The organism is Pseudomonas silesiensis (assembly GCF_001661075.1).
GTDB classification, from domain to species: domain Bacteria; phylum Pseudomonadota; class Gammaproteobacteria; order Pseudomonadales; family Pseudomonadaceae; genus Aquipseudomonas; species Aquipseudomonas silesiensis.
The window spans coordinates 3,679,686-3,705,123 of the sequence record NZ_CP014870.1; the positions used below are offsets into that span (position 1 = coordinate 3,679,686).

Annotated in this window: 24 protein-coding genes; 11 read left to right on the forward strand and 13 right to left on the reverse strand. The window is 62.9% G+C overall.

The window, feature by feature from the left end:
• The first annotated feature begins 164 nt into the window (after positions 1 to 164).
• The 11 genes from PMA3_RS16315 to PMA3_RS16365 all read left to right on the forward strand — a co-directional run bounded on the left by PMA3_RS16315 (position 165) and on the right by PMA3_RS16365 (position 9,204).
• Entirely contained in the window at positions 165 to 1,853 is a 1,689-nt protein-coding gene (locus PMA3_RS16315) for a nitrite reductase (protein ID WP_064678130.1), read from the forward strand.
• Positions 1,854 to 1,877: 24 nt separating this feature from the next.
• Positions 1,878 to 2,195 carry a c-type cytochrome gene (locus PMA3_RS16320; RefSeq protein WP_064678131.1) on the forward strand — a complete coding sequence of 106 codons (318 nt, stop codon included), beginning with the start codon at positions 1,878 to 1,880 and terminating at the stop codon, positions 2,193 to 2,195.
• A 16-nt stretch (positions 2,196 to 2,211) separates the two neighbouring features.
• A complete protein-coding gene (locus tag PMA3_RS16325) occupies positions 2,212 to 2,538 on the forward strand; it encodes a c-type cytochrome (protein ID WP_064678132.1) in 327 nt (108 codons plus the stop codon).
• Complete coding sequence (locus PMA3_RS16330; protein ID WP_064678133.1) at positions 2,535 to 3,713, forward strand: cytochrome D1 domain-containing protein; 1,179 nt, start codon at positions 2,535 to 2,537, stop codon at positions 3,711 to 3,713. Before PMA3_RS16325 ends, PMA3_RS16330 begins: the two co-directional genes overlap by 4 nt.
• A gap of 1 nt (position 3,714) precedes the next feature.
• Complete coding sequence (locus PMA3_RS16335) at positions 3,715 to 4,173, forward strand: Lrp/AsnC family transcriptional regulator (protein ID WP_064678134.1); 459 nt, start codon at positions 3,715 to 3,717, stop codon at positions 4,171 to 4,173.
• Positions 4,170 to 4,685: a siroheme decarboxylase subunit beta gene (gene ahbB / locus PMA3_RS16340; RefSeq protein WP_064678135.1), complete on the forward strand. Its 516-nt coding sequence runs from the start codon at positions 4,170 to 4,172 to the stop codon at positions 4,683 to 4,685. The genes PMA3_RS16335 and ahbB (PMA3_RS16340) overlap by 4 nt, the downstream gene beginning before the upstream one ends.
• Positions 4,678 to 5,121, forward strand: coding sequence for an Lrp/AsnC family transcriptional regulator (locus PMA3_RS16345; RefSeq protein ID WP_064678136.1), 444 nt, complete (start codon positions 4,678 to 4,680; stop codon positions 5,119 to 5,121). Before ahbB (PMA3_RS16340) ends, PMA3_RS16345 begins: the two co-directional genes overlap by 8 nt.
• Positions 5,096 to 5,599, forward strand: a complete 504-nt coding sequence (gene ahbB, locus PMA3_RS16350) for a siroheme decarboxylase subunit beta (protein ID WP_064678137.1) — start codon at positions 5,096 to 5,098, stop codon at positions 5,597 to 5,599. The genes PMA3_RS16345 and ahbB (PMA3_RS16350) overlap by 26 nt, the downstream gene beginning before the upstream one ends.
• 26 nt (positions 5,600 to 5,625) lie before the next feature.
• Entirely contained in the window at positions 5,626 to 6,804 is a 1,179-nt protein-coding gene (gene nirJ / locus PMA3_RS16355; RefSeq protein ID WP_064678138.1) for a heme d1 biosynthesis radical SAM protein NirJ, read from the forward strand.
• A gap of 70 nt (positions 6,805 to 6,874) precedes the next feature.
• On the forward strand, positions 6,875 to 7,714 hold the full coding sequence (cobA, locus tag PMA3_RS16360; protein ID WP_064678139.1) for a uroporphyrinogen-III C-methyltransferase: 840 nt from the start codon (positions 6,875 to 6,877) through the stop codon (positions 7,712 to 7,714).
• Positions 7,711 to 9,204, forward strand: coding sequence for a nitrite reductase (locus PMA3_RS16365; RefSeq protein ID WP_064678140.1), 1,494 nt, complete (start codon positions 7,711 to 7,713; stop codon positions 9,202 to 9,204). The genes cobA and PMA3_RS16365 overlap by 4 nt, the downstream gene beginning before the upstream one ends.
• 301 nt (positions 9,205 to 9,505) lie before the next feature.
• On the opposite strand, the gene PMA3_RS16370 is transcribed toward PMA3_RS16365, so the two are convergent.
• From PMA3_RS16370 to nirB, 13 genes are all read right to left on the reverse strand, one after another.
• Positions 9,506 to 10,249, reverse strand: coding sequence for an SDR family NAD(P)-dependent oxidoreductase (locus tag PMA3_RS16370; protein WP_064678141.1), 744 nt, complete (start codon positions 10,247 to 10,249; stop codon positions 9,506 to 9,508).
• 128 nt (positions 10,250 to 10,377) lie between these two features.
• Positions 10,378 to 10,905, reverse strand: a complete 528-nt coding sequence (locus tag PMA3_RS16375) for a nitrous oxide reductase accessory protein NosL (protein WP_064678142.1) — start codon at positions 10,903 to 10,905, stop codon at positions 10,378 to 10,380.
• A gap of 31 nt (positions 10,906 to 10,936) precedes the next feature.
• Entirely contained in the window at positions 10,937 to 11,767 is an 831-nt protein-coding gene (locus tag PMA3_RS16380; RefSeq protein WP_064678143.1) for an ABC transporter permease, read from the reverse strand.
• Positions 11,764 to 12,687: an ABC transporter ATP-binding protein gene (locus PMA3_RS16385; protein WP_064678144.1), complete on the reverse strand. Its 924-nt coding sequence runs from the start codon at positions 12,685 to 12,687 to the stop codon at positions 11,764 to 11,766. The genes PMA3_RS16380 and PMA3_RS16385 overlap by 4 nt, the downstream gene beginning before the upstream one ends.
• Positions 12,684 to 13,976 carry a nitrous oxide reductase family maturation protein NosD gene (locus tag PMA3_RS16390; RefSeq protein ID WP_064678145.1) on the reverse strand — a complete coding sequence of 431 codons (1,293 nt, stop codon included), beginning with the start codon at positions 13,974 to 13,976 and terminating at the stop codon, positions 12,684 to 12,686. Before PMA3_RS16390 ends, PMA3_RS16385 begins: the two co-directional genes overlap by 4 nt.
• A 27-nt stretch (positions 13,977 to 14,003) precedes the next feature.
• Positions 14,004 to 15,914: a TAT-dependent nitrous-oxide reductase gene (gene nosZ / locus PMA3_RS16395; RefSeq protein ID WP_064678146.1), complete on the reverse strand. Its 1,911-nt coding sequence runs from the start codon at positions 15,912 to 15,914 to the stop codon at positions 14,004 to 14,006.
• Positions 15,911 to 18,181 carry a transcriptional regulator NosR gene (gene nosR, locus PMA3_RS16400; protein ID WP_064678147.1) on the reverse strand — a complete coding sequence of 757 codons (2,271 nt, stop codon included), beginning with the start codon at positions 18,179 to 18,181 and terminating at the stop codon, positions 15,911 to 15,913. The genes nosZ and nosR overlap by 4 nt, the downstream gene beginning before the upstream one ends.
• A 78-nt stretch (positions 18,182 to 18,259) precedes the next feature.
• Entirely contained in the window at positions 18,260 to 19,648 is a 1,389-nt protein-coding gene (gene hemN, locus PMA3_RS16405; protein WP_064678148.1) for an oxygen-independent coproporphyrinogen III oxidase, read from the reverse strand.
• 22 nt (positions 19,649 to 19,670) lie between these two features.
• Positions 19,671 to 21,014, reverse strand: a complete 1,344-nt coding sequence (locus tag PMA3_RS16410) for an oxygen-independent coproporphyrinogen III oxidase (protein WP_064678149.1) — start codon at positions 21,012 to 21,014, stop codon at positions 19,671 to 19,673.
• Positions 21,015 to 21,151: 137 nt separating this feature from the next.
• Positions 21,152 to 21,595, reverse strand: coding sequence for a CopD family copper resistance protein (locus PMA3_RS16415; RefSeq protein WP_064678150.1), 444 nt, complete (start codon positions 21,593 to 21,595; stop codon positions 21,152 to 21,154).
• A gap of 100 nt (positions 21,596 to 21,695) precedes the next feature.
• Positions 21,696 to 22,136 (reverse strand): CBS domain-containing protein, encoded by a 441-nt coding sequence (locus tag PMA3_RS16420; protein ID WP_064678151.1) that lies wholly within the window; start codon positions 22,134 to 22,136, stop codon positions 21,696 to 21,698.
• A gap of 45 nt (positions 22,137 to 22,181) precedes the next feature.
• Positions 22,182 to 22,559: a nitrite reductase small subunit NirD gene (nirD, locus tag PMA3_RS16425; RefSeq protein ID WP_064678152.1), complete on the reverse strand. Its 378-nt coding sequence runs from the start codon at positions 22,557 to 22,559 to the stop codon at positions 22,182 to 22,184.
• The gene (gene nirB, locus PMA3_RS16430; protein ID WP_064678153.1) at positions 22,559 to 25,120 is read right to left on the reverse strand and encodes a nitrite reductase large subunit NirB; all 2,562 of its coding nucleotides are present in this window, start codon (positions 25,118 to 25,120) and stop codon (positions 22,559 to 22,561) included. The genes nirD and nirB overlap by 1 nt, the downstream gene beginning before the upstream one ends.
• Positions 25,121 to 25,438: the final 318 nt, after the last annotated feature.

A 25,438-nucleotide genomic window follows, 5' to 3' on the forward strand; every position in this document is an offset into this window, starting at 1 on the left:
CGCTACGGGCCCCTGCGACAACCTGGCAAGGGGCCTGGCCGGCAAACTTGATCGCCGTCAAGCGAGCATTGGCCCCTTGGGCATAGCCTTGCAGCGCATTAAGAACCTGCGTTCTGCGCTGCCGTTTCAGCACATCGCAAAGGTCTTGCCTGAGGAGAAATGGAATGCTGATCAGCAACAGAAGAACGTTTGCCCTGACCCTCGCCACCGTGTGTTCGTCACTGGCCCTGGCGGTGAGTCATGCCGCCAGCGCCGACGAGCCCGCCGCCGCGACCAACCCGCCCATGGTCAAGACCGCCGGCGCGCCGGACATGAGCCAGGCCGACTTCGACGCCTCCAAGGAAATTTATTTCCAGCGTTGCGCCGGCTGCCACGGTGTCCTGCGCAAAGGAGCCACCGGCAAGCCACTGACACCGGACATCACCCAGAACCGCGGCCAACCGTTTCTGGAGGCCTTGATTACCTACGGGTCACCGGCGGGCATGCCGAACTGGGGGACGTCCAATGCGCTGACCAAGGATCAGATCACGGTCATGGCCAAGTTCATCCAGCACACGCCGCCGACGCCGCCGGAATGGGGCATGGCCGAGACGCTCAAGACCTGGAAGGTGCTGGTCAAACCCGAGGATCGTCCGAAAAAGCAACTGAGCAAACTCAACCTGCCCAACCTGTTTTCCGTGACGTTGCGCGATGACGGCAAGATCGCCCTGATCGACGGTGACAGCAAGAAAATCGTCAAGTTGATCGAGACCGGTTATGCGGTGCACATCTCGCGCATCTCCGCCTCGGGTCGCTACCTGCTGGTGATCGGCCGCGACGCGCGGATCGACATGATCGACCTGTGGCCGCTGGAGCCGACCAAGGTCGCCGAAGTCAAGGTGGGCATCGAGGCGCGCTCGGTGGAGACCTCCAAGTTCAAGGGCTACGAAGACAAATACACGGTCGCAGGCTCCTACTGGCCGCCACAGTTCACCATCATGGATGGCGAAACCCTGGAGCCGAAACAGATCGTCTCGACCCGCGGCATGACCGTCGACAAGCAGGACTATCACCCCGAACCCCGGGTCGCGGCAATCATCGCTTCCCACGAATGGCCGGAGTTCATCGTCAACGTCAAGGAAACCGGCAAGGTCATGCTGGTCAATTACCAGGACATCAAAAACCTCACCGTCACCTACATCGATGCCGCGCCCTTCCTGCATGACGGCGGCTGGGACAGCACGCACCGTTACTTCATGACCGCCGCCAACAACTCGAACAAGGTCGCCGTGATCGACTCCAAGGAGCGCAAGTTGACCGCGCTGGTGGACGTCGGCAAAACCCCGCACCCGGGTCGCGGCGCCAACTTCAACCACCCGACCTACGGACCGGTCTGGGCCACCAGCCACCTCGGCGACGACGGCATCTCGCTGATCGGCACCGACCCGACCAAACACCCGCAATACGCCTGGAAACAGGTCGCCTCGCTCAAGGGCCAGGGTGGCGGTTCGCTGTTCATCAAGACCCACCCCAAGTCCCGTCACCTGTACGTCGACACCACCCTCAACCCGGACACCAAGCTGAGTCAGTCGGTGGCGGTGTTCAACCTCGACAAGCTCGACGCCGGTTACACCGTGCTGCCGATCGCCGAATACGCAGGCATCAAGCAAGGCGCCATGCGGGTCGTGCAACCGGAATACAACAAGGCCGGCGATGAAGTCTGGTTCTCCGTGTGGAGCGGCCAGGCCGACGAATCGGCGCTGGTGGTGATCGACGACAAAACACTGAAGCTCAAAGCAGTCATCAAGGACAAACGACTGATCACGCCCACCGGGAAGTTCAACGTCTACAACACCCAACACGACATCTATTGAGCTCCATCAATGTAAGGAACCACCATGAAAAATACACTGTTTTCACTGTTCGCCCTGACCGCTGCGCTGAGCGTGCAGCCGGCCATGGCTGCCGATGACGGCCCGGCGTTGTTCAAGAGCAAACCCTGCGCCGCCTGCCATACCATCGACACCAAGCTGGTCGGCCCCGCGCTCAAGGATGTCGCGGCCAAGAACGCGGGCGTGGCCGGAGCCGCGGACACCCTGGCAAGCCACATCAAGAACGGCACCTCAGGCAACTGGGGGCCGATGCCAATGCCCGCCAACCCCGTGACGGATGAAGAAGCGAAAATTCTCGCGACCTGGGTACTGACGCTCAAATAACCACCTGGGGGGCGTCATGAAGGTCTATCGACACGTTGTGATTGTGGCGGCCCTCCTCCTCATTTGCACCACCGCGGTTGCGACACCGGACGCCACGCGTCAGGCGCAACTCGAACACCTGCTGAGCCAGGACTGTGGCGCCTGCCATGGGCTGCACATGACTGGCGGGCTGGGCCCCGAACTGACCCGCGCGGCACTGGCCGGCAAGTCCAGGGACAGCCTGATCGCCACCGTCAGCCACGGCCGGCCCGGCACCGCCATGCCCGGTTGGGCGCCATTGCTCAGCCCGGACGACATCCGTTGGCTGGTCGATCTTCTTCTCCAGGGATACCCCGCACCATGATCCGATCACTCCTGCTGTCAGCGGCGACCGGGCTGCTGTTGTCCGCTTGCGTCCAGCCACCGTTGCGCGGTACCGGCGATCTGGGGGTGGTGGTGGAGCGCGCCACGGGCAGCGTGCAAATCATCGAAAGCGACACCCGCACCGCCCTGGCCCGACTCGAGGGTTTCGGTGACCTGTCCCATGCCTCGGTGGTGTTCTCCCGCGACCAGCGCTACGCCTATGTGTTCGGCCGCGACGGCGGCTTGAGCAAAATCGATCTGCTGACCCGGCGCATCGAGCATCGAGTCATCCAGGGCGGCAACAGCATCGGCGGCGCCATCAGTCAGGACGGCAAGTTGATCGCGGTGTCCAACTACGTGCCCGGCGGGGTCAAGGTATTCGATGCCAAAACCCTGCAGTTGGTGGCCGACATTCCGGCCACGCCCCTGGCCGATGGCAGCAAACGCTCGCGGGTGGTCGGCCTGGTCGACGCCCCGGGACAACGCTTTGTCTTCAGCCTGTTCGATACCGGCGAAATCTGGACCGCCGACTTCAGCCAAAGCAGCACGCCCCGGATCAGCCGCTTCACCGACATCGGCCAGCAGCCCTACGACGCCCTTATCACCCCGGATGGACGCTACTACATGGCCGGGCTGTTCGGCGAGGACGGCATGGCGCAACTCGACCTCTGGCATCCGGAGCGCGGGGTGCAGCGGGTGCTCGGCGATTACGGACGCGGACACGTGAAACTGCCCGTCTACAAGATGCCGCACCTGGAAGGCTGGGCCGTCGCCGACAACCAGGCCTTCGTGCCCGCCGTCGGCCATCACCAGGTGCTGGTGATGGACTCGCGCACGTGGAAGCAGACTGCAGTCATCCCGGTCGCCGGCCAACCGGTGTTCGTCACGTCGCGGCCGGACGGTCGCCAGCTATGGGTCAACTTCGCCTACCCGGACAACGATCGGGTCCAGGTCATCGACAGCGAAACCCATGCTGTCATCGCCGACCTTCGACCGGGACCGGCCGTGTTGCACATGGAATTCACCGCCCGTGGCGACCAACTGTGGCTGTCGCTACGTGACGGCGGTCAGGTTCAGGTCTGGGATCCGTACCGGCTCAAGCTGCTGGGCAGCCTGCCGGCCACCGCGCCGAGCGGCATCTTCTTCAGCAGCCGCGCGCAAAAAATGGGGTATTGAAATGAACCTGGACCTGCTCAGCCACCAACTGATCGACCGCTTCCAGCACGGCATGCCGCTGTGCCCGGAACCCTACAAGGAAATGGCGCGGATCCTCGGATGCCGCGAGTCGCAAATACTGGCCTGCCTGCAAGAAATGGATCAGGCCGGCAGCCTGTCACGCATCGGCCCGGTGTTCGAACACAGCCGCGCCGGGGCCAGCACCCTCGCCGCCCTCGCCGTGCCCGCCGAACGCCTGCAACAGGTCGCCGAACGCGTGAACCAATACCCGGAGGTCAATCACAACTACGCCCGGGAGCATTTCTACAACCTGTGGTTTGTGCTGACCGGCCCTGATCGCCCACACCTCGACCGGGTGCTCAAGGAGCTCGAGCGCGACACCGGCCTGATGCCGCTGGACCTGCCGATGGTGACCGCGTTTCGCATCGACCTCGGCTTCGCCCTGGGAGAAACCCCATGAAGCCCGGATTGAGCGCCAAACAGGCACTGGCCCTGCGTCGGCACCTGGAAGCCGGATTGCCGCGGGTGTCGCGGCCCTACCAGGCCCTCGCCGAACGGATCAAGGGCAACGAGCATCAGGTGCTCGTGCAGATGCACCGGTGGCAGGCGCAAGGACTGTTCCGTCGGGTCGGCCTGGTGCTCAACCATCGCGCCCTGGGGTTTACCGCCAACGCCATGCTGGTGCTGGATGTTCCGGACGCGCTGATCGATGAAGTCGGCCAGCGCCTGGGCCGGGTCCCCGGGATCAACCTCTGCTACCAACGCCCGCGGTGTTTGCCGCAGTGGCGCTACAACCTGTTCTGCATGATCCACGGGCGGCAACGGGACCAGGTCGAGGCGCAGGTTCAAGCGTTGCTGCAAGCACAACTGCTGAGCGACCTGCCCCATCAATTGCTGTTCAGCAGCCACGCCTTCAAACAATGCGGTGGACGCTATGCCCCCTCGCCAACAGGAGCATCCCTGCATGGATGATCTCGATCGTCGACTGATCAATCGTTTGCAACTGGGCCTGCCGCTGGTCCGCCATCCCTGGCAGGCCCTGGCCGCCGAACTGGACAGCAGCAGCCACGAATTGCTCGATCGTTTGCATGAATTGCTCGAGGACGGCGTGCTCACCCGATTCGGCCCGATGTTCGACATCGAACGCCTGGGTGGCGCCTTCACCCTCGCCGCGCTGGCGGTGTCGGAAGACCGTTTCGACGCGGTCGCCGAGCAACTGCATGCCCTGCCTGAAGTGGCGCACAACTATCGGCGCGAACACCGCTGGAACATGTGGTTCGTGCTTGGCTGCCTGACGGAACAAGGCATCGTCGAGACCCTGCAGCGCATCGAAAACATGACCGGCCTGCCGCTGCTCAACCTGCCTAAAGAGGAGACCTACCATGTCGGTCTGTACTTCCCGGTCTGAAGAAGCGCTGGCCCGGCACCTGATCCAGCTGACCCAGGCCGGCCTGCCGTTGCTGGACGACCCTTGGGCCTGGCTCGCCGAACAGCTGGACCTGAGCATCGAGTCCACCCTGGATTTGCTCAAGCGCCTGCAGGCCGAGGGCGCCATCCGTCGTATCGCCGCCGTGCCCAACCACTATCGGCTCGGCTATCGCCACAACGGCATGACGGTCTGGGATGTACGGGACTGCGACATGCCGCGCCTCGGCGCCCTGATCGGCGCGCAACCTTTTGTCAGCCACTGCTATCGCCGGCCACGCCGCAGCGCGTGGCGCTACAACCTGTTCGCCATGGTCCACGGGCGCAGCAGTGAAGAAATCGACAGCTACCGCGAACACCTGCGCTATTTGTTGGGCGACGCCTGTGCCGCCGACGACATGCTGGTTAGCACCCGCATCCTGAAGAAAACCGGTGTGCGCCTGCCGCCAACGCCACGCTGAACACGCCCTGACTCAAGGAGAGAAGCATGTTGAGGATCAGCCAATACCTGCGCGCGCTGGCCGGCCAGGCACCTGCGCCCCGGACCAGCCCACCGGGCAGCAACCGCCCGCCGGTGGTGATCTGGAACCTGCTGAGGCGCTGCAACCTGACCTGCAAGCACTGCTACGCCACGTCGGCTGACAGTGTCTTTCGCGACGAACTGGACACCACCGCCGCGCTGGCCGTGATCGATGACCTGCACGACGCCGGGGTGAAGGTGCTGATTCTTTCCGGCGGCGAGCCGCTGTTGCGCGACGATCTGTTCGTGCTCAGCGCCTATGCCAGGGGCAAGGGTTTCTTTGTTGCCCTGTCCACCAACGGCACGCTGATCGATGAGCACACTATCGCGCAGATCAGCGCCGCGAGTTTCGACTATGTCGGGATCAGCATCGATGGCCTGGAAGCCACCCATGATGCCTTCCGCCAACTCAAGGGCAGCTTCGCCCGGTCCATGCAGGCCATCCGCCTCTGCCGCGAACAGGGGATTCGCGTGGGGCTGCGCACCACCCTGACCCAGGAGAATCATCAGCAACTACCTGCGCTGCAGGCGATGATGCGCGAGTACGACGTGCAGAAGTTTTATCTGTCGCACCTCAACTACAGCGGTCGCGGCAAACGCAGTCGCCAACTCGACGCGCTACAGCAGATGAGCCGCGAGGCCATGACGCTGATTTTCGAACGCGCCTGGGCCGACATCCAACAGGGCCGCGACAGCGACTTTGCCAGCGGCAACAACGATGCCGACGCCATCCTCCTGCTGCAATGGGCAGCCCTGCGTCTGCCCGAGCATTACCCACGCCTGGAAAACATGCTCCGCGCCTGGGGCGGCAATGCCTCCGGCAGCGGCATCGCCAATATCGACAACACCGGCGAAGTGCACCCGGACACCTATTGGTGGCAGCACTCGGTGGGCAATGTGCGGCGTACGCCGTTTCGCACCTTGTGGCTGGAGCGGCCGGATGCCCTGCTGCTGCGACTGCGTGAACATCCCCGGGTGGTGGGCGGGCGCTGCGCCCATTGCCGCTGGCTGCCCATCTGCAACGGCAATACCCGCACCCGCGCCTGGGCCGAGGGCGATCTCTGGGGCCAGGACCCCGGTTGCCATCTCAGCGATGAAGAAATCGGAGTACCGCCGCCAACGCTCATCCCCTGCATCACCCACTGACTAGCCCGTCCGGCCAACCACCTGACACAGGCTGTGGCCGGCCAACCTGATGAAGCACCAAGGACGTCCCATGCCTCCATCACTTGCCCTACCGCCCACACTCGAGTCCTCGTTCAGGCCGGGTGAAGTTGCCCTGGTTGGCGCCGGCCCCGGTGATCCCCGCTTGCTGACCCTGCGCGCCTGGAGCCTGTTGATGCAGGCCGACGCCGTGGTGTACGACCGGCTGATCAGCCCCGAATTGCTGATCCTGATCCCCCTCGCCTGCGCCCGGCATTACGTCGGCAAGGCCAGCGGCTGCCACAGCCTGCCCCAGGAACAGATCAACCAACTGCTGGCCGACCTCGCCGATCAAGGGCAGCGCGTCGTCCGGCTCAAGGGCGGCGACCCGTTCATCTTCGGCCGCGGCGCCGAGGAGCTGCAGTACCTGCTGCAACGCGGCATCGACTGCCAGGTGGTTCCGGGCATCACCGCCGCGTCCGGCTGCAGCGCTTACGCGGGCATCCCGCTGACCCACCGCGATCTGGTCAACTCCTGCCGGTTCATTACCGGCCATTTGCAACGTGACGGCGACTTGTCGCTGCCGTGGAGCAGCCTCGCCGACGGTAGCCAGACCCTGGTGTTCTACATGGGCCTGTCGAACCTGGGGGTCATCGCCGAACGACTGATCGAAGCCGGGCTGGCAGCCGATACGCCGGCAGCGTTGATCTGCAATGGCACCCGTCCCGACCAGCATGTCGTCCGGGGTGTGCTGCGGCAGCTGCCGAGCCTGGCGCTGGAGTGTCCGCCGGGCATTGCGACATTGACGGTGATTGGCGAAGTGGTCGATCTGTTCGCCACGCAACAGCTGGATTTCCCGGCGCGCTTCTACCCCGCTCAAGCGCAGCCACGCCGCAGCAAGGTGGTGGCATGAGACGCCTGGCGCTGGCCCCGTTGTTATGGCTCGGCGCGGCCCATGCCGGCGCTACGATTGCGCCAGTTGAACAGGCCGCGAACGACTACCGGGAACATTGCCTGAGTTGCCATGGGGCCAACCGGTTCGGCGCAGCAGGCCCGGCGTTGCTCCCGGAAAGCCTGAGCCGGATCAAGCCCGACGAAATCCGCAGGGTGATCCGCGACGGTCGCCCGGCGAGCCAGATGACCGGGTATGCCAAGGTGTTCACGCCCGCGCAGATCGACGGGTTGGCGGACTACCTGCAGCAACCGCCCGCCACCCCACCGACCTGGAGTAACGATGACATTCGCGGCAGTCATTCGATGCTGGTCGATGTCGGCAAGCTGCCGGGCACGGCCCAGCATGGTGCCGATCCCCTGAACCTGTTTGTGGTGGTAGAGGCCGGCGATCATCACATCAGCATCCTCGACGGCGATCGGTTCGAGGTGCTGGCGCGCTTTGCGTCGCACTTCGCGGTGCATGGCGGGCCGAAGTTCTCGCCGGACGGACGCTTCGTCTACGTCGCCTCGCGCGATGGCTGGGTCAGCCTGTACGACCTGCACAACCTGAAGCTGATCGCCGAAGTCCGCGCCGGGCTCAATACCCGCAACCTCGCGGTGAGCAAGGATGGCCGTTGGGTGCTGGTCGGCAACTATCTGCCCGGCAACCTGGTGGTGCTCGATGCCCGTGATCTGTCACTGGTGAAAACCATCCCGGCGACCGGACTGGACGGTACCGCGTCGCGGGTCAGTGCGGTCTATTCCGCCCCGCCCCGCGACAGCTTCATCGTGGCGCTCAAGGACGTGAAGGAAGTCTGGGAGCTGTCCTGGGCCGGCACACCGGACTTCGTACCGCGACGGATCCAGGCCGGGGATGTGCTGGACGACTTTTCCTTTTCGCCAGACTACAAGCAGTTGCTGGCCACTTCGCGCAAGGCCAAGGGTGGTCAGGTGATCGACCTCGATAGCGGCAAGGTGGTCACCGACATACCGTTGCCGGGGATGCCGCACCTGGGGTCGGGGACCTACTGGAAACGCAACGGTGAGTGGGTATTCGCCACGCCGAACATCAGCAAGGGCCTGATCTCGGTCATCGATTTCAAGACCTGGCGCCTGATCAAGGAAATCCCGACCCTGGGGCCGGGTTTCTTCATGCGCAGCCACGTCAATTCACGGTATGCCTGGAGCGATGTGTTCTTCGGCCCCGACAACGATGCGATCCACCTGATCGACAAACAGACCCTGGAAATCGCCCACACCCTGCGCCCGATGCCCGGCAAGACCGCCGCCCACATCGAGTTCACCCGCGATGGCCGCTACCTGCTGCTGAGCATCTGGGCCACCGACGGCGCGCTGATCGTGTACGACAGCAACACCCTCGCGGAGATCAAACGCATCCCGATGAACAAACCGTCGGGTAAGTACAACGTGGGCAACAAGATTGAGTTTGTCGAGGGGACGTCGCATTAAGCCTTGGCACACTATTCGTGTACACCCCGATTACCTGTAGGAGCCCGGCTTGCCGGCGAAGACGGTCTGATATACAGCATGGATCTTGGCTGACACGCCGCCTTCGCTGGCAAGCCAGCTCCCACAGGGTTCTGTGTTGGACACCTGTTCGTGTACACCCCGATTACCTGTAGGAGCCCGGCTTGCCGGCGAACACGGTCTGATATACGGCATGGATGTTGGCTGACACGCCGCCTTCGCCGGCAAGCCGGGCTCCTACAGGTAATCGGGGCGATGGTGCTGGCTGCGATCCTGGTGATCCTCAGCTCAAGGTGTAGCCATTGTCGACCTTCCAGTCCTGGCCATAGACCCCGCGGGCGCCTTGGGACAGCTGGAAGATAATCACATTGGCCACCGCCGACGCATCGAGAAAATGCCCGGGCAGCAGACGTTTGCCGAGGGTGTCGGCGACGTCGTCGAGCTCCTTTTCACTCAACCCCAGGTGGTCCCACATCGAGGTTGCGGTCGGTCCCGGGGAGACCAGGTTGATGCGCACGTCATACCGCGCGAACTCTACCGCCAATGTGCGCGCCTGCGCCGCCAGCGCGGCCTTGCCGGCGATGTAGGCCGCCAGGCCGGGAAAGCTCGAGCCTGTGAGGAAACTGCCGACAAACACCACCGAGGCCGGGCTCGCCAGTTCACCGCGCAACGCCGCCAGGGTGTTCAACGCCCCGGCACCGTTGACCGCCCACTGGCGCTGGAAGGCCGGCATGTCCAGACTGTCGGCCATTTCGGCAATCCCCGCGCAGGGCACCAGCCAGGCCACCGGGCCCAGTACCGCGGCTCGCCGCGCCAACTGCTGCAGGTCGTCCTGGCAGGTGACGTCCCCGGCGCACCATTGCAATCGCTCACCGTAGATCTCTTTCAGGGCCGGCAATTCACCGGCGGTACGCGACATCGTCAGCACCTTGGCGCCACGGGCCAACAGCGCGCCGCACAACGCCAGGCCAATCCCGGAACTGGCGCCGGTGATCACCGCCAGACGATCCTGAAACTCGGTTTGCATCATGTTCTCCTGGGCATCGCGGATGCCAAGCACTGGGGACGTAGCCAGCCTCCATCTTTGAACAAGCGCAGCCATTACGACTTGACGGCGATCAGATTTTCTCGAGGGAAACCAGGCGATGCCGCGGGTCAATGGCTCGAATGCGTCGATGGGGGCTGTTGCTGCAGCAGCGCCTGATCGATCTCGCTGAAGCGCAGCACCCGCCCGCCCTGTTCCGCCACCAACCTGTCGGCGGCCTGGCGACTGGAGAACGACGCCAACACCACGCCCATCGCGCCCTTGAGCGAGGTGCCCGCCACGTAAAAGGCGTCCCTGGCATCGATCAGGTGGGCGTCATCCGGCGCATTCCACAGGCTGCGGCCCATGTCGTGGACATACAACCGGGCATTGCGATGCTGGTTTTCCGGTTGCAACCACCAGCCGATCATTTCCGCCGTGGAGCAAAATTTCCGGATCCCGCTGCGTTCGACCACTTCCCCCTTGGGCCCGGGGAAGCCATTGATGATCATCCCGCAGACATGGCATTCATCACTGGGATGAAAGGCTACCGCGGCCTCACTCAAGGACGCTTGCGCGGGCTTGTCACAGGCCGCCAACAGCAGGCAGACCATCAGGCCCGCCATGGCACGTACCGTCGTCAGATAAAACGCACTCATCGTCAACTACTCCAGAATTTCAAAGTGAAAATCAAGTCGCCCGACGGCGGAACAGCAGCCAGGCCGCGGCCAGCGGTGCCGCCACCCACAGCGACAGACACAGCCACAGCATCGCGCCCGGCATCGGCAAATCGCTGCCCAGGGTCAGTACCCCGGCGGTATTGGCCCCGGGCTCAAAACCGGAAAGGTTGATCAGGCGGTAGATGTCGGCGGGATTGAGCAGCAGCAACCAGGGCAGGATCTTCGGGTTGAACTGACCTTCGCTGAGCACCAGCAGCGCCAGCAACGCCAGGTCGAACACCAGCACGAAGAAAAACCACACCCCCAGCGCCAACCCGGCCGCGGTGGATTTTTCCGCAGACACACTGCTCAGCCCATAGGCCAGGCCGAGAAAGCCCCAGCCCAGCAAGGTCGACGACAGCATGAAACGGCCAAAGGCCCAGAGCAGCAGGCTCAGTTCGACCTCATCCACCAGCAGCGCAATCGCCAGCATCGCGCAGCCGAAGCCGATCAGCGTCGCCAGCGCCAGGATCAACCCGTGGCCGACGAACTTGCCGAGCAGGATATGCCCGCGCCCCAGCGGATACGTCAGTAACAGCAGCAAGGTACCGCTCTCGTCCTCGCCGACGATGGCGTCATAGGCCAGCAGCAAGGCAATCAGCGGCATGAGGAAGGTCGCCAGGCTGGCCAGGCTGGCAATAGTCGCGGGCACCGAAGTAAAGCCCACTTGCCCGGACGCCGCGGCGCCCAACCAGGCAATGCCGGTCGCCAGCACCGCGAACAACAGGCTGATCGCCAACAGCCAGCGGTTGCGCAAACCGTCGTTGAACTCCTTGCGAGCCATGTTCCAGATCGGGTTCATACGGCCTCCCCGGTTGCGGTTGCAACCGCGCGGCCCATGTAGAAGCGGTAGATATCTTCCAGCGACGGCGGGTCGATTTCCACGTCAGCCGGTTCATCGTCATTGAGTAATTGGCGCAACAGGCCGAGCTTGCTGCCATTGAGCGCGGCCACTTCGAGACCTTCCACGCCCCAGCGCTGGGTGACATGCCCGGCATTGTTCCAACGCTGCTGCAAGGGCCCGGCATGCTTGAGCCCGTGGGCGCGAATCAGCGTCGGCAGCCCGGCTTCCTCCCGCAGGCTGTGCAGACTGCCCAGGGCCAGCAAACGGCCCTGGGTCAGAATCGCCGCGCGGTTGATATGCGCCTCGACCCCGGGCAACACGTGGGAACACAGGATGACGCTGGTGCCCTGGCTGCGCAGGCGATCGAGCAATCGGTACAGGTCCCGGGTGGCGATCGGGTCGAGACCCACGGTCGGCTCGTCGAGCAGCAACAAGCGCGGCGCCCCGAGCAAGGCTTGCGCCAGCCCCAGGCGTTGGCGCATCCCCTTGGAGTAAGTCTTGACCCGCCGATGCGCCACGCCCGCCAGGCCGACTTCCTCAAGCAGCCCGTCCACCTGGGTGAACGCTGCGCCTTTGAGTCGGGCGAAATGCCGCAAGGTCTCCAGGCCACTGAGTTGCGGATAAAAGGTCACGTTCTCCGGCAAATAGCCCAGCAGGCGTCGAACGTGGGGATCACTGGGCAATCGACCGAATACCCTCACCTGCCCTGCGCTGGCCTGGAGCAATCCCAGCACCAGCTTCATGCAGGTGGTCTTGCCCGCGCCGTTGTGGCCGAACAAGCCCAGCACTTCCCCTTCCGCCAGGCTCAGGTTCAGCTGATGCAGCACGGTGCTGTGTCCGTAGCGCTGGCTGACACCTTCGATGTCGATGACGTTCATGCGGCAGGCTCCTGGGCCAGGGGTTGAATGGGTGACTTCATCAGCGGATGACTGTCCTGCACACCCGGCGACTTCATCACCGGAAAGGCCCGTTGTACCCAGCGCAACAACTCGATACCCGGGCCGTTCATCAGCAGCCGCACTTGCGGGTACAGCCACAACAGGCGGTCGACGTTGTCGTTGGGTTCGTAGGCGATGTCGCCCAGGCCATCGTTGTTGCGGTCCCAGCCCAGGTAATCGCTCCAGAAGTTGCCCCGGCCATCCGCCGACCATTCCTGCAAGCGGGTGGCCACGTACTTGACCTGGCGCTGGTTGCCGACAAAGGCGTTGTCGGCGATGCGGTTGTCTTCGGAGCCGGCGGTGAGGTGAATGCCCACGGCGCTGTGTTCGAAGCGATTGTGTTCGATGCTGTTGAACAGCGAGTTGTAGATGAACAACGCCTTGCCCTCGGCGCCGCTGATCATGCTGTCGCCGGTCGACCCGTCGCGCACGTCGGTGACGATGTTGTCGCGCAAGGTTGAATAGGTGATGTAGTTCATCAGGATGCCGTAGTTCTGATCCTGCTCGGAGCGATTGCCGATCACCGTCAGCTTGCGGCTCTGCATCAGTGCATAGCCAGTACGGGTGCGGCGAGTGGTGTTGCCGATCAGTTGGTTATCGTTGGCGAACATGTAATGCACGCCGTAGCGCAGGTCTTCCAAAGTGTTGCCCTGCAGCAGGTTGCCGTTGGAGGTATCGATGTAGATGCCGTCGCGGGTGTCGCGCACCTGGTTACCGATGACCCTGGCCCCGTGCACCGCATACAGATGGATACCGTTGCCGCGATCCTGGGAGCGCATCGTCGGATCACCCTGGATGCGGTTGTCGACCAGGCTCACATCCGCCGTGCCATCGACCCAGATCCCGAAACCACGGCCTTGCAGGCGATTGCCCTTGATCACGGCGCCACGGGCCTTGGGCTGGATGAACAGCCCGGCGTTCATGGCCGTGAGGTCGTGTCCCCAGTCGAGAAAGGTGCAGCCCTCGATCCCGACATCCGGGGCGTTGATGATCAAGCCGTTGCCCTGCCCCTCGCCCTGGAACACCGCGCCCGGCTCACAGACAATCTGCATCGATTGATCGACGCTGAACGAGCCGCGATACTCCCCCGCCGGCAGGTGCCAGCGTTGCCCGGCGTCCTGCGTCAACGGCAAGCGGGTGACGGGCTGCACCGCCGCCAGGGCGCTGGCGCCCAGCGACAGGAGCGCCAGCGCAATGACCTTCATCGAAGCTTGCTTGAAACCGGTCATTGGCCCGCTCCTGTCGATGGGCAACCCTCAGGCCTTTTCGACCAGCATGCGGCCGACCATTTCCATGTGCAGCGCATGGCAGAACCAGCTGCAGTAGTACCAGTGCAGGCCGGCCTTGTCGGCGGTGAAGGTGATGGACGACGTCTGCTGCGGGCTGATCTCCATGCTCACGCCGTGGTTGGTCATGACGAAACCGTGGGTCACGTCTTCGATCTGGTCGATGTTGGTGATGGTCACGGTGACCTCGTCACCCTGCTTGACGGTGAACTCCGGCAAACCGTAGGCCGGGGCCATGGAGGTCATGTAGACCCGGACTTTCTTGCCGTCGCGGATGACCTTGTTGTCGGTCTCCAGCTTGATTCCGTCCTTGGCGGCGATGGCCACGGTTTCGGCGAAAAACGGGTCGTTGCGGTCCCAGATCTTCTTGGTCTTGATCTGGTCGCGCCGGGCCATGATGCAATCGTGGGGTTCGGCAAAGGCCGGGCCGTCGTGCACCAGTTTCATCTCGTCGCCGGAGATATCGATCAACTGATCGTTTTCCGGGTGCAGCGGGCCGGTCGGCAGGAAGCGGTCCTTGGAGAATTTGCTCAGGACCATCAGCCATTTGCCGTCGGCCTCGCTTGTTTCGGTCAGCGAGGCATGGTTGTGCCCCGGCTGGTACTGCACATCGAGCTTCTGCTTGATGTAGTTGACCTTCTCGCCGGTGTAGGCGCGAACGGCTTCTTCCACGTTCCACTTCACCACCTGGCTGTCGATGAACAGCGTGGTGTAGGCATTGCCGCGTCCGTCGTAGGTGGTGTGCAGCGGGCCAAGACCCAGTTCAGGCTCGCCGACCACCACATCCCGTGGGTCCTTGAACTTGTCATTGAACAGATCGTCGAGCTTGGCGGTGGCGATGATGGTGCAGGTCGGCGAGAGCTTGCCGGCCGCGATGAAATACTTGCCGTCGGGCGTCATGTTGATGCCATGCGGGTTCTTCGGCACCGGGATGTAGCGGGTGAATTCGCTGTCCTTGCCCTCGGCTTTACGACCGTCGACCACCGGCACTTTCGCATCGCCCAGGGTGATGAACTTGCCGGCCTTGATCGCCGCTTCGATGCGCTGGATGTTGAACACCACCACCCAGTCGCGCTCGTTGCGCATCATGCCGCCCAGGTCGTAGGCCTTCTCCGAGTTGTAGCAGGTCGAGGCCGCGTACTTGCCGGTGTAGTCGGCGTCGGTGTTATCCAGGTTGCCGTCGACGATCACCTGGAACGCCATCTCCATCTTCTCGGCATCGATGGCGTTGAACAGGGTGTAGCTGTTCTTGTCCTGCAGGTCGAAGGTGCTGCCGTCGTTGGGGTGCGGAATCACGAACTCGGCATTGGCGAACACGTACTTGGTGTGGGGCATTTTCTGCAGACGCAGACCGTGCACGGCCTGCACATTCGGTACGGTGAGCATCTTGTCGCACTTCATGACATCCAGGCGGATGCGCGCTACCCGGCTGTTGGCCTTGTCATTGATGAACAGGTACTTGCCATCGTACTTGCCATCGGTCATCGACAAATGCGGGTGGTGGCAGTCGCCGTTCTGGAAATGGGCGCTGTCGCCCATGATCCGCTTGCTTTCGTTGGTCAGGCCCCAACCGGTGGCAGAATCGACGTTGAACACCGGGATGCGCAACAGCTCGCGCATCGACGGGATACCCATGACCCGCACCTCACCCTGGTGACCGCCACTCCAGAAACCGTAGTAATCGTCCAGATCCCCTGGCCCTACGTGGATCTTCGATTTCGACTCCTTGGCCGCCGCGGCAAAGGATTCACGGGTGAAGACTGCGCCGCCGATGGCCGTGGCACCGGCCAGCACCGCACCGGTCACCGCGCTGGTGCCGAGGAAACCACGCCGGCTCAGGCCGGTCGGTTGCGCTGGTTCTTTGGTTTCTGTGTCGTTCATGAGGTGCTCCTTGAAGGAATAAAAACAGTCACTGGGGACGTGTGCTCGCCGGGTTCAGCCGTCACTTCCACGACAGGTATGAGTTGCGCGCTCACCGGTGCGGCCTTGCCGCGTTGTTTCTTGCGTTTGTTGATCAGCGGTGGGCATTTGTGATCGTTGTTCCAGGTCATCTGGCAATCGAGGCAGTAGTGGCACTCGTTGGCATTGATCCGGCCATCGGGATGGATTGCCTGGATCTCGCATTCCTTGGCGCAGAGTTGGCAAGGGTCGCCGCACTCCTTGCGACGCTTGAGCCAGTCGAACAGCCGCAGTTTGGTGGGGATCGCCAGCGCCGCGCCCAAGGGGCAGATGTAGCGGCAATAGACTTTGCGGGTGAAGATATTGATGACCAGCAGCGCCACCGCGTAGAGCACGAACCACCACTGGCGGTCGAACCTTAAGGTGATGGCGGTCTTGAAGGGTTCCACTTCAGCGAACAGTTCAGCCGTGGTCATCGACTCCAGGGAGACGCCGAACAGTGCCAGCAGGATGATGTACTTGATCGCCCACAGCCGCTCATGGACCGCGAACGGCAGTTCATATTGGGGAATCTTCAGCTTGCGCGCGGCTTCGTTGATCAATTCCTGCAAGGCGCCGAACGGGCACAGCCAGCCGCAGAACACGCCACGGCCCCACAACAGGATGCTCGCGGCGGTGAACACCCAGAGCATGAAGATCAGCGGATCGGTGAGGAACAGTTCCCAGCGGAAGTTCTCGAACAGGGCATGGACGAAGGTCAGCACGTTGACCACCGACAGCTGCCCCAGGGCGTACCAACCGATGAACACCACGGTGAACACCAGGTAGCCGCGGCGCAGCCAATGCAGAAAGTGCGGCCGGCGGGTGAAGGTGTCCTGCAGGAACAGAATCGTCGTCAGCAACAACAGCGCCGCCCCGAGGACCATGATCTGAAACTGTTTCTGGTACCAGATGGTCACCCACATCGGCCGGCCGGCTTCCTCGATGGCTGCCAATTCTTCGGCGCTGGGCAATGGCCGTTCCAGGTAAGGCTCGGGCATCTGGTAAGGCAGTTCGAAGCTGCTGAAGGTGCCACTGACCGGACCGGTCTGACGGCGCACCAGCAGTTCCAGGGTCCAGGCGGCTCCCGGGTCGAACCTGGCCGGTTCACGCACAATGAAAATCGACATCTCATCGAACTCGGGGATGCCCTTGGCGAAGACGTCGGAGAGCCGCTGATGGTCCATGTCGCGAAAGCTGATGACGTTGCCGAACTGGCGCAGTTGCACCCGGTCGAAGATCCCGCCGCGCACATAACCCGAACCCTTGTAGGAGAACAGCCCACGGCCCAGCACGGCGATGGCCTGCTCGCCCGGCTTGAGTTCCTGCATGAGGAAACGGTACTGGTTGTCGCCCAACAGGTTGCGGCCGATGGTCGGCGGATTCAGGTCGGCGACGTAGAGTTCGATGAAGGTGTCATCGACCTGTTCGGCACTGGCGATGTCGATCCCTTCGGCTTCGGTGCCCTTGAAGGCAGCGTCGACCTGGCCGCGGGTCAGGTTCAGGCGGCGGATCGCGCCGTTGCCGGTCAGTTGTTCCCAGGTGGCGGGCTCGTAGAAGTCCTGGCGTACGGTGGCGGGTTTCTGCGCCTGGCCGCTCTTGTCCTCGACCAGTTTGAGCGATACGGCCACCTCGTGGGCCGCGCGCATGATCACCTCGTTGACCACCATCGCCGTGACGGTCGCGCCGGCTATGGCATCCACGGTGACCGCGTTCGGGTCGCTGGAGTGGCCGACGACCACCCGCTGGCTGACGTTGATGTCCTTGTACTTGGCGCTGAAGGCGTGGAGTTTTGCTTCGGGAATCCCGATCAGCAGGATCGGTTCGTGGTGCTCGAGGACATAGGCATCCTTGATCGCCCCCGCCGGGTCGAGGATCACCTGGGTGTTGATCGGCTTGCCCGAGTAGGCCGGAATATCCACCACGTCCAGGCTTTGGAACACGTAACCGGTGATGGCGCCGGCCGTTGACAGTGTGCGCACCTTGAACTTGCCTTCAGGGGCGGATACCGAGTCGGTCAGGGGGAAGGTTTTTTCGATGCGTTGTTGCTCGATGCCCCCGTATTCCTTGGCCTGTACCGCGCCGAGGGTGGCGGCTATCAATACGAGCATCAGCCCGACGCACCACTCGCGCAGGCTGCGCAAGTGGCGATGGATCGATGGCTGGTGGAGGGTCATGGGCTGGCCGAAATCAAGAGGGCTTTCGGTCATGTTAGGGAGCGTTGCGCCCCCTGCCCTTGATTGAGATCAACTTGCGTGAAGTCCGTGCCGGGGCCTGCTCCAGACACCTCAGACCGTGCGTGAAAACTGGCCTTTCTGCTCGCCCCCCAGATAGGCGTCAAACGCCATCGCGGCACTGCGCATCATCAAGTGCCCTTGGGGCAACAACACCAGGGCATCGTGATGGATCTCCAGCAATCCATCGCGCACATGCTCGTCCAGCTGCGCCAGCGCTTCGGCAAAATACTCGGTAAAACAGATGCCATGCTGGGTCTCGAACTTGCCGAAATCGATCCGGCCGTGGCACATCAGGTCGCTGATCACCTCGCGGCGCAGCAAGTCGTCGGCGTTCAAGCGGTATCCCCGATGCACCGGCAACAGGCCCTGATCGATTCGGGCGTAGTACTGCGAAAGCTCCTTGACGCTCTGGCTGTAGCTGTCGCCGACCTTGCCGATCGACGACACGCCGAGGCCGATCAGATCGCAGTCGGCATGGGTCGAATAGCCCTGGAAGTTGCGTTGCAGGGTGCCGTTGACGCGGGCCAGGGCCAGTTCGTCGTCCGGCAAGGCGAAGTGATCCATGCCGATATAGACATAACCGGCCGCGGTCAGCCGGCGGATGGTCAGCTCCAGCAACTCCAGCTTGCGCTCCGGCGGTGGCATGTCTTCCCGGCGGATCAAGCGTTGCGCACGCACCATTTGCGGCAGGTGGGCGTAGCTGTAGGCGGCGATCCGGTCCGGGCGCAGGGCAATGATCTTGCCCAGGGTCACATCGAAACTGGCCACGGTCTGCAAGGGCAGGCCGTAGATCAGATCGACGCTAACCGACTTGAATCGCGCCTCGCGAGCGGCGGCGACCAGCGCATAGATCTGTTCTTCGCTCTGGGTACGATTGACCGCAGCCTGCACGTCCGGGTCGAAGTCCTGCACCCCGAAGCTCAGGCGATTGAAGCCCAGTTGGCGCAGCGACTGGATCTGTTCGGTGCTGATGGTGCGCGGATCGACCTCGATGGAAAACTCATGGTAGTCGCTGTCGTCCAGGTTGAACGCCTGGTGCAGGCAGTCCATCAGGTCCGCCAGCTGTTCGCTGGTCAGGTAGGTCGGTGTGCCGCCGCCCAGGTGCAGTTGCGTGAGTTTGCGGCTGCCGTCGAACAAGGCGGCCTGCATCGCGATTTCCCGCTTGAGGTACTTCAGGTACTCGACGGCACGATGGGTCTTCTGGGTGATGATTTTGTTGCAGGCGCAGTAATAACACAGGCTTTTGCAGAACGGGATGTGGATGTACACCGACAACGGCTTGGGCACAGCCACCTGGTTGCTGGCCCGCGCGGCCATTTGATAGTCGTCCACGGCAAACGCCTGGTGAAACTGTGGCGCGGTGGGGTACGAGGTATAGCGCGGCCCGGGGCGGTCATACTTCTCGACCAGGGCTCGATTGAAATCGAATGCAGGCTTCATGATCAATCTACTCGCAGGTGGGTCAATGCCATGCTGCGCTTGACCCCTTTTCAAACAGGTTGCAGATGGCATCCACGTCCGGCCGACCGGCGGGAAGAATGCTGATGAAACGGTCCGACAGCTCGATCAACCCATCATGACCCAATTGTTCGAGCAATGGCCAAATCGAGGAAAAATACCTGGAAAAGACCAGGCCGTAACGGCGCTCGATGGCACGGATATCCAGCTCCAGGTCACAGGCCAGCCGCTCCATGACCCGATGCCTGATCTGATCCCCCGCCTCAACGCGCCAGCCCCGGGCCGTCGGCAACTGCCCGCTGTCCAGATGCTGCTGGTAAGGTTCGACCTCGTCGGCGTTTTGCGTATACAGGTCGTCGAGCTGACTGATGGCGCCCGAACCGAACCCGAGATGATCGCAATAGCCGTGACGGCTGAAACCGTCGCAGGTGCGCCGTAGCCGGCCTCGCTCCTGGGCGATCGCCAGGTCATCGTCGGGCCGCACGAACTGCCCGAGGCCGATGTAGTGATAGCCCGCGCCAATCAATTGGTCGAAGCAGATCTGGCGCATCGCGCCTTTATCCTCCTGGCTGCACAGCGCCCTGCCCCTGGCGCCGGGCATCGGCCGGTAACGTCGAGGTGGCCGGGCATAGTCGAACACCATCAGCCTGTCCGGCTCCAGCTCGATAATGGTCGCCAGCTTCTGGGCGAAACTGTCCGGGGTCTGCCAGGCATGACCGAACCCCAGGTCGACGTTGATCGAGCGAAAGCCGAAGGTGCGCGCAGCATCGATCAGTGAATGAATCGGCGCCGGGTTCTGGTAGCAGGCCACCGACATGTCGCTGTCGCTGTCGATATCCGGAACGCCGATGCTGACGTGGTTGAAGCCCTGGTCGCGCAACGCGCCCATGGTCGACCAATCGGTATGGTGAAGATCCACCTCGACGCTGTAGTCGCCGCACTCATGTTCGAGAAAGTTGAACCGGCCGCGCAGATGCCCCATCAGTCGCTGCAGATGAACGATGGTGGGGGTGGCGCCGCCCAGATGAAACTGCTCGACCCGCTGCTCTGCTCCCAGGTGGCAGCCCACGAGGTCGATTTCCTTCTCCAGGCGCTGAAGATATTGCTCGATACCGCCGTGCTCGCAAGCGATTTCCCGCGGGGAACAGAACGCAGGCTTGAGCCTGGACGGCAGCTGCACGTTCAGGGCCAGCGGACGGCGCTTCTGGCGACTGACGCGCAAGGCCCGCAACAGGTCCAGCGAGCCGATGCCTGCGTGGAATTTTTGCGTGTCGGCATGGCAGTTGGGGTCGAGTACGCCCTGATCGCACCGGGCGATCTCGCCTGGATCGTGAAAGAAATCGAGCATGACGGGGCTCCGTGACGGGCTGCGAATCACAGTGTCCGGGCTTGAGGGTCAATGCTCCTTGATTTGCATCAAGCGCAAGCGAAGTGGCGGCTCCTACAGGGGATCGGTGGAGCCCACCGAGTTTGTGCCCTTGGCGATCACCATGTCAGGTAGAACATACCTTTGGCGAGCAGCACGATAACGACCATGTGGCAGAACAGGCTGGCGTGGATGAAGCGCAAGTAGCGCGCATTCATCCGGCCGCTCCTGAACAGGAACATGGCTGTCAGGAAATGCAGGAGCACGCTGGCGGCGACCGCGATTTTCAACGCCAGCAAGGTGCCGAACGATGACGCCAGGGGTGCCGCGAGGGCTGGCAGGTAGCGCAGCCAGACCATGCCCAGCCCCGCGCCGAACAACACCAGCAGCACCCACGGCATCAAGCTGCGGGCCCTGCGGCCGATCCCCTGCTCGACCAGCAGCATCACTCTGGCCGGCAGCTGTTTGCGGATGCTTTCCAGAAACAGCACTTCGAAGAATACCGTGCCGATGAAGATCAGGGCGGCAAACAGATGCAGGGTCAGAATCAGCGGATAGATCATGATGAGCGCCACTGGCGGTGTGTCTCTGCAGACTACACAGCCGGACGCCCCACCCGGTTGACACCGATCAAGAAAGCCCCACACCCTGGCGCCGGGCCGATCAGTGCCCGCGAATATAGTGCTCCAGTTGCCGGATCAAATCGGCCTGCTCAACGATGGCTTCCTTGACCAGGTCACCGATCGACAACAGCCCGATCAGTTCACCGCCCTCCACCACCGGCAGATGGCGCAGGTGACTGTCGGTCATGACCGCCATGCAACGCTCGATGCTTTGCTGGCTGTCCGCCGTGACCACCGGCGCACTCATGATGGCCCTGACCGGGGTGCCGACCGACGAGCGTCCCTGCAGCACCACCTTGCGTGCGTAGTCGCGCTCGCTGATCACGCCCACCACCTGCCCGTCTTCAATGACCGGCAGCGCACCGACGTTCTTTTCGGCCATGATCTTCAGCGCTTCAAGGACCATCACGTCGGGCGCGATGCTATGCACCTGGCGATTTTGCACGACCTTCAGCTTGAGTAACTGTGCGGCTGTTTTCATAAGTGCCTCCGATACTGTTGCGCCCTGACCCCAAGGAGCGTGGCATCAAACCACCCCCACCTCCACCACGCCGTCATTCAAGCGCACCGGCCACACCCGCAGCCGCTGCTGCGGGTATTCCAGGCAACTGCCGTCTTCCAGGCGAAAGTGCTGCTTGTAGATCGGCGAGGCGACGACCAAGTCACCCTTGATACTGCCGACCAGGCCGCGACCGATGACGTTCGCCCCGGATTGCGGGTCGTGGTTGTCGATGGCGTACAGGGTCTTGCCGTGAACGCTTGGCAGGTAGAACAGCGCCACTTGTGCGCCGTCGAGCCAGACCACCACGCCGGAGTTGCTGACCAGGTCCCGTTGCTCGCACACCGTTTGCCAGGCCTCGGGGTTTTCCAGGGAATCGATGCGTTGGGTATTGGACTGGCTCATCAGGCAATCTCCTCGATAACAGGGATAAGGTTGAGTTCGGCGGCCATGATCGGGCGCCGCTGGCCGCGTTCCTGGACAAAGTGGATGTCCGGGTCCGGGCGTTTATCGTTGACGAAGGTGCGAAAGCGCTTGAGTTTTTCCGGGTCCTTGAGGGCGTTGGCCCATTCGCATTCGTAGCGATTGACCACCAGTTGCATCTGCGACTCGAGTTCGGCGCCCAGGCCCAGGCTGTCGTTGATGATCACGTCCTTGAGGTAATCCAGGCCGCCTTCCAGGCTTTCACGCCAGACCGAGGTGCGCTGCAGTTTGTCGGCGGTGCGGATGTAGAACATCAGGAAGCGGTCGATGTAGCGGATCAGGGTCGCATCGTCGAGGTCGGTGGCGAACAGCTCGGCGTGGCGCGGACGCATGCCGCCGTTACCGGCGATGTAGAGGTTCCAGCCTTTCTCGGTGGCGATCACACCGACGTCTTTGCTTTGTGCCTCGGCGCATTCACGGGTGCAGCCGGAGACGGCGAACTTGAGCTTGTGCGGCGAGCGCAGGCCCTTGTAGCGGTCCTCGATGGTCAGGGCCATCTGCACGCTGTCCTGTACGCCATAACGGCACCAGGTGCTGCCGACGCAGGACTTCACCGTGCGGGTGGATTTGCCGTAGGCGTGCCCGGTTTCGAAACCGGCTTCGATCAGCTCGGCCCAGATGTCCGGCAACTCGTGCAACTGCGCACCAAACAGGTCGATGCGCTGGCCGCCGGTGATTTTGGTGTAGAGGTCGTATTTCTTCGCCACCACGCCGATCGCGATCAGTTTGTCGGCGCTGATTTCGCCACCGGGAATGCGTGGCACCACCGAGTAGGTGCCGTTCTTCTGCATGTTGGCCATGAAGGTGTCGTTGGTGTCCTGCAACGGCACCAGCGAGGCGTCCATGATCGGCTGGTTCCAGCACGAAGCGAGGATCGAACCCACCGCCGGCTTGCACACATCGCACCCGGTGTGGCCACGGCCGTGTTTGGCCAGCAGTTCTTCGAAGGTGATGACCCCTTCTACCCGCACCAGGGCGTACAGCTCCTGACGGGTGTAGGCGAAGTGTTCGCACAGGCTCTTGTCGACGCTGACGCCACGGGCGATCAGTTCATGCTCGAACACCTGCTTGAGCAGCCCGGCGCAACCGCCGCAACCGGTGCAGGCCTTGGTCTGCGCCTTGAGCAGGCCGAGGTCGGAGCAGCCACCGTCGATGGCCGAGCAAATGGAACCCTTGGTCACGTTGTGGCACGAGCACACCGTGGCCGACTCGGGCAACGCGCCCGGACCCAGGGTCGGCGCGCCTTCGGACGACGGCAGAATCAGGCTGGCCGGCTCAGAAGGCAGCGCAATGGCGTTCTGCATGTATTGCAGCAGGGTGTCGTAGTAGCTGTTGTCGCCGACCAGCACCGCGCCGAGCACGTGTTTGCCGCTGGCATCCACCACCAGGCGGCGATAGCTGGCGCTGGTTTCGTCGATGAACTGATAGCTGCGCGCGCCCGGCGTGTTGCCGTGGGCGTCGCCGATGGAGCCGACATCGACCCCCAGCAGTTTGAGCTTGGTCGACATGTCGGCGCCGGTGAACGGCTCCGCCACCTCATGGCACAACCGCGCCGCGACGCTGCGCGCCATCTGGTAGCCGGGGGCGACCAGGCCGAACAGGCTGCCGTTCCAGGAGGCGCACTCGCCGATCGCGTAGATGTTCGGGTCGATGCTCAGGCAATGGTCGTCAATCACCACGCCACCGCGCGGACCGATCTCCAGCGCGCATTGACGGGCCAGCGCATCTTGCGCACGGATACCGGCGGAGAACACCACCAGGTCGGTTTCGAGGAATTCGTCGTTGGCAAAATTCATGCGGTAGCGGTAGTCCTGGCCCGCACTGATCGATTGGGTGGCGCGGGACAGGTGCACACCGACGCCCAGCCGTTCGATCTGCGACTTGAGCGCCAGGCCACCCATCTCGTCCAGCTGCACCGGCATCAAGCGCGGGGCGAACTCCACCACATGGGCTTCCAGGCCCAGGCTTTTCAGGGCGTTGGCAGCTTCAAGTCCGAGCAGGCCACCGCCGACCACCACGCCGCGGCGGGCATTGGCGGCCGCTGCACGGATCGCGTCGAGGTCTTCAAGGGTGCGGTAAACCAGGCGCGAGTCGCCCTCGGCGCCTTCGATGGGTGGCACGAAGGGATAGGAGCCCGTCGCCAGCACCAGCTTGTCGTAGGCGACGCAACCTTGCGCGGTGATCACCTGGCGACGGGCGCGGTCGATTTCCAGCACCGGCACGCCCAGGTGCAGGGTGACGCCCGGGGTCTGGTACAGCGCTGCGTCGGACAACGCCAGCGACTCGGCATCACGGCCGGTGAAATACTCGGAAAGGTGCACACGGTCGTAGGCGCGCATCGGCTCCTCGCTGAACACGTGCAGCCGATAGTGATCGAGGGCACCGCGCTCGATCAGCTGTTCGACACAATGATGTCCGACCATGCCATTGCCGATCACGATCAGCGTTTGCAGTTTGTTCAACGCGGCAACATTGGAATTCATAAGTAGTACCCGGCTCACGCCCGTCACGGTTCAAAAATGCAAAAAAAAACGCCTGAAACCTTGCGGTTCCAGGCGTCTTTGCCTGTTCTTTTGCGGTGTTGAAACCAGACGTCTATGCCTGATTCACCGATGTTGCCCACGAATCGATCGTCGTTGACCGAGGGGGCTGCCCACTCGACTGTATTCGCGGCGGGCCTGTCAACGGCTATGCAGCGATTGTGCCAGAACCTGTGGACAGCGCTTCAGGCCCGCGTATCCGGCGCTTGGCGATACAAGGGCACACAGATGAACCTTCGCGGTTTTGCCTTCCCATAGTGC

Coding starts and splice junctions, on each gene's coding strand:
- hemN (WP_064678148.1), bottom strand. CDS start 19,648: ATGAAGCCTGCATTCGATTTCAATCGAGCCCTGGTCGAGAAGTATGAC.
- PMA3_RS16345 (WP_064678136.1), top strand. CDS start 4,678: ATGGATGATCTCGATCGTCGACTGATCAATCGTTTGCAACTGGGCCTG.
- PMA3_RS16370 (WP_064678141.1), bottom strand. CDS start 10,249: ATGCAAACCGAGTTTCAGGATCGTCTGGCGGTGATCACCGGCGCCAGT.
- ahbB (WP_064678137.1), top strand. CDS start 5,096: ATGTCGGTCTGTACTTCCCGGTCTGAAGAAGCGCTGGCCCGGCACCTG.
- PMA3_RS16390 (WP_064678145.1), bottom strand. CDS start 13,976: ATGACCGGTTTCAAGCAAGCTTCGATGAAGGTCATTGCGCTGGCGCTC.
- nosR (WP_064678147.1), bottom strand. CDS start 18,181: ATGACCGAAAGCCCTCTTGATTTCGGCCAGCCCATGACCCTCCACCAG.
- nosZ (WP_064678146.1), bottom strand. CDS start 15,914: ATGAACGACACAGAAACCAAAGAACCAGCGCAACCGACCGGCCTGAGC.
- PMA3_RS16420 (WP_064678151.1), bottom strand. CDS start 22,136: ATGAAAACAGCCGCACAGTTACTCAAGCTGAAGGTCGTGCAAAATCGC.
- nirD (WP_064678152.1), bottom strand. CDS start 22,559: ATGAGCCAGTCCAATACCCAACGCATCGATTCCCTGGAAAACCCCGAG.
- PMA3_RS16410 (WP_064678149.1), bottom strand. CDS start 21,014: ATGCTCGATTTCTTTCACGATCCAGGCGAGATCGCCCGGTGCGATCAG.
- ahbB (WP_064678135.1), top strand. CDS start 4,170: ATGAAGCCCGGATTGAGCGCCAAACAGGCACTGGCCCTGCGTCGGCAC.
- PMA3_RS16320 (WP_064678131.1), top strand. CDS start 1,878: ATGAAAAATACACTGTTTTCACTGTTCGCCCTGACCGCTGCGCTGAGC.
- PMA3_RS16415 (WP_064678150.1), bottom strand. CDS start 21,595: ATGATCTATCCGCTGATTCTGACCCTGCATCTGTTTGCCGCCCTGATC.
- PMA3_RS16330 (WP_064678133.1), top strand. CDS start 2,535: ATGATCCGATCACTCCTGCTGTCAGCGGCGACCGGGCTGCTGTTGTCC.
- PMA3_RS16325 (WP_064678132.1), top strand. CDS start 2,212: ATGAAGGTCTATCGACACGTTGTGATTGTGGCGGCCCTCCTCCTCATT.
- nirJ (WP_064678138.1), top strand. CDS start 5,626: ATGTTGAGGATCAGCCAATACCTGCGCGCGCTGGCCGGCCAGGCACCT.
- PMA3_RS16315 (WP_064678130.1), top strand. CDS start 165: ATGCTGATCAGCAACAGAAGAACGTTTGCCCTGACCCTCGCCACCGTG.
- nirB (WP_064678153.1), bottom strand. CDS start 25,120: ATGAATTCCAATGTTGCCGCGTTGAACAAACTGCAAACGCTGATCGTG.
- PMA3_RS16385 (WP_064678144.1), bottom strand. CDS start 12,687: ATGAACGTCATCGACATCGAAGGTGTCAGCCAGCGCTACGGACACAGC.
- cobA (WP_064678139.1), top strand. CDS start 6,875: ATGCCTCCATCACTTGCCCTACCGCCCACACTCGAGTCCTCGTTCAGG.
- PMA3_RS16365 (WP_064678140.1), top strand. CDS start 7,711: ATGAGACGCCTGGCGCTGGCCCCGTTGTTATGGCTCGGCGCGGCCCAT.
- PMA3_RS16335 (WP_064678134.1), top strand. CDS start 3,715: ATGAACCTGGACCTGCTCAGCCACCAACTGATCGACCGCTTCCAGCAC.
- PMA3_RS16375 (WP_064678142.1), bottom strand. CDS start 10,905: ATGAGTGCGTTTTATCTGACGACGGTACGTGCCATGGCGGGCCTGATG.
- PMA3_RS16380 (WP_064678143.1), bottom strand. CDS start 11,767: ATGAACCCGATCTGGAACATGGCTCGCAAGGAGTTCAACGACGGTTTG.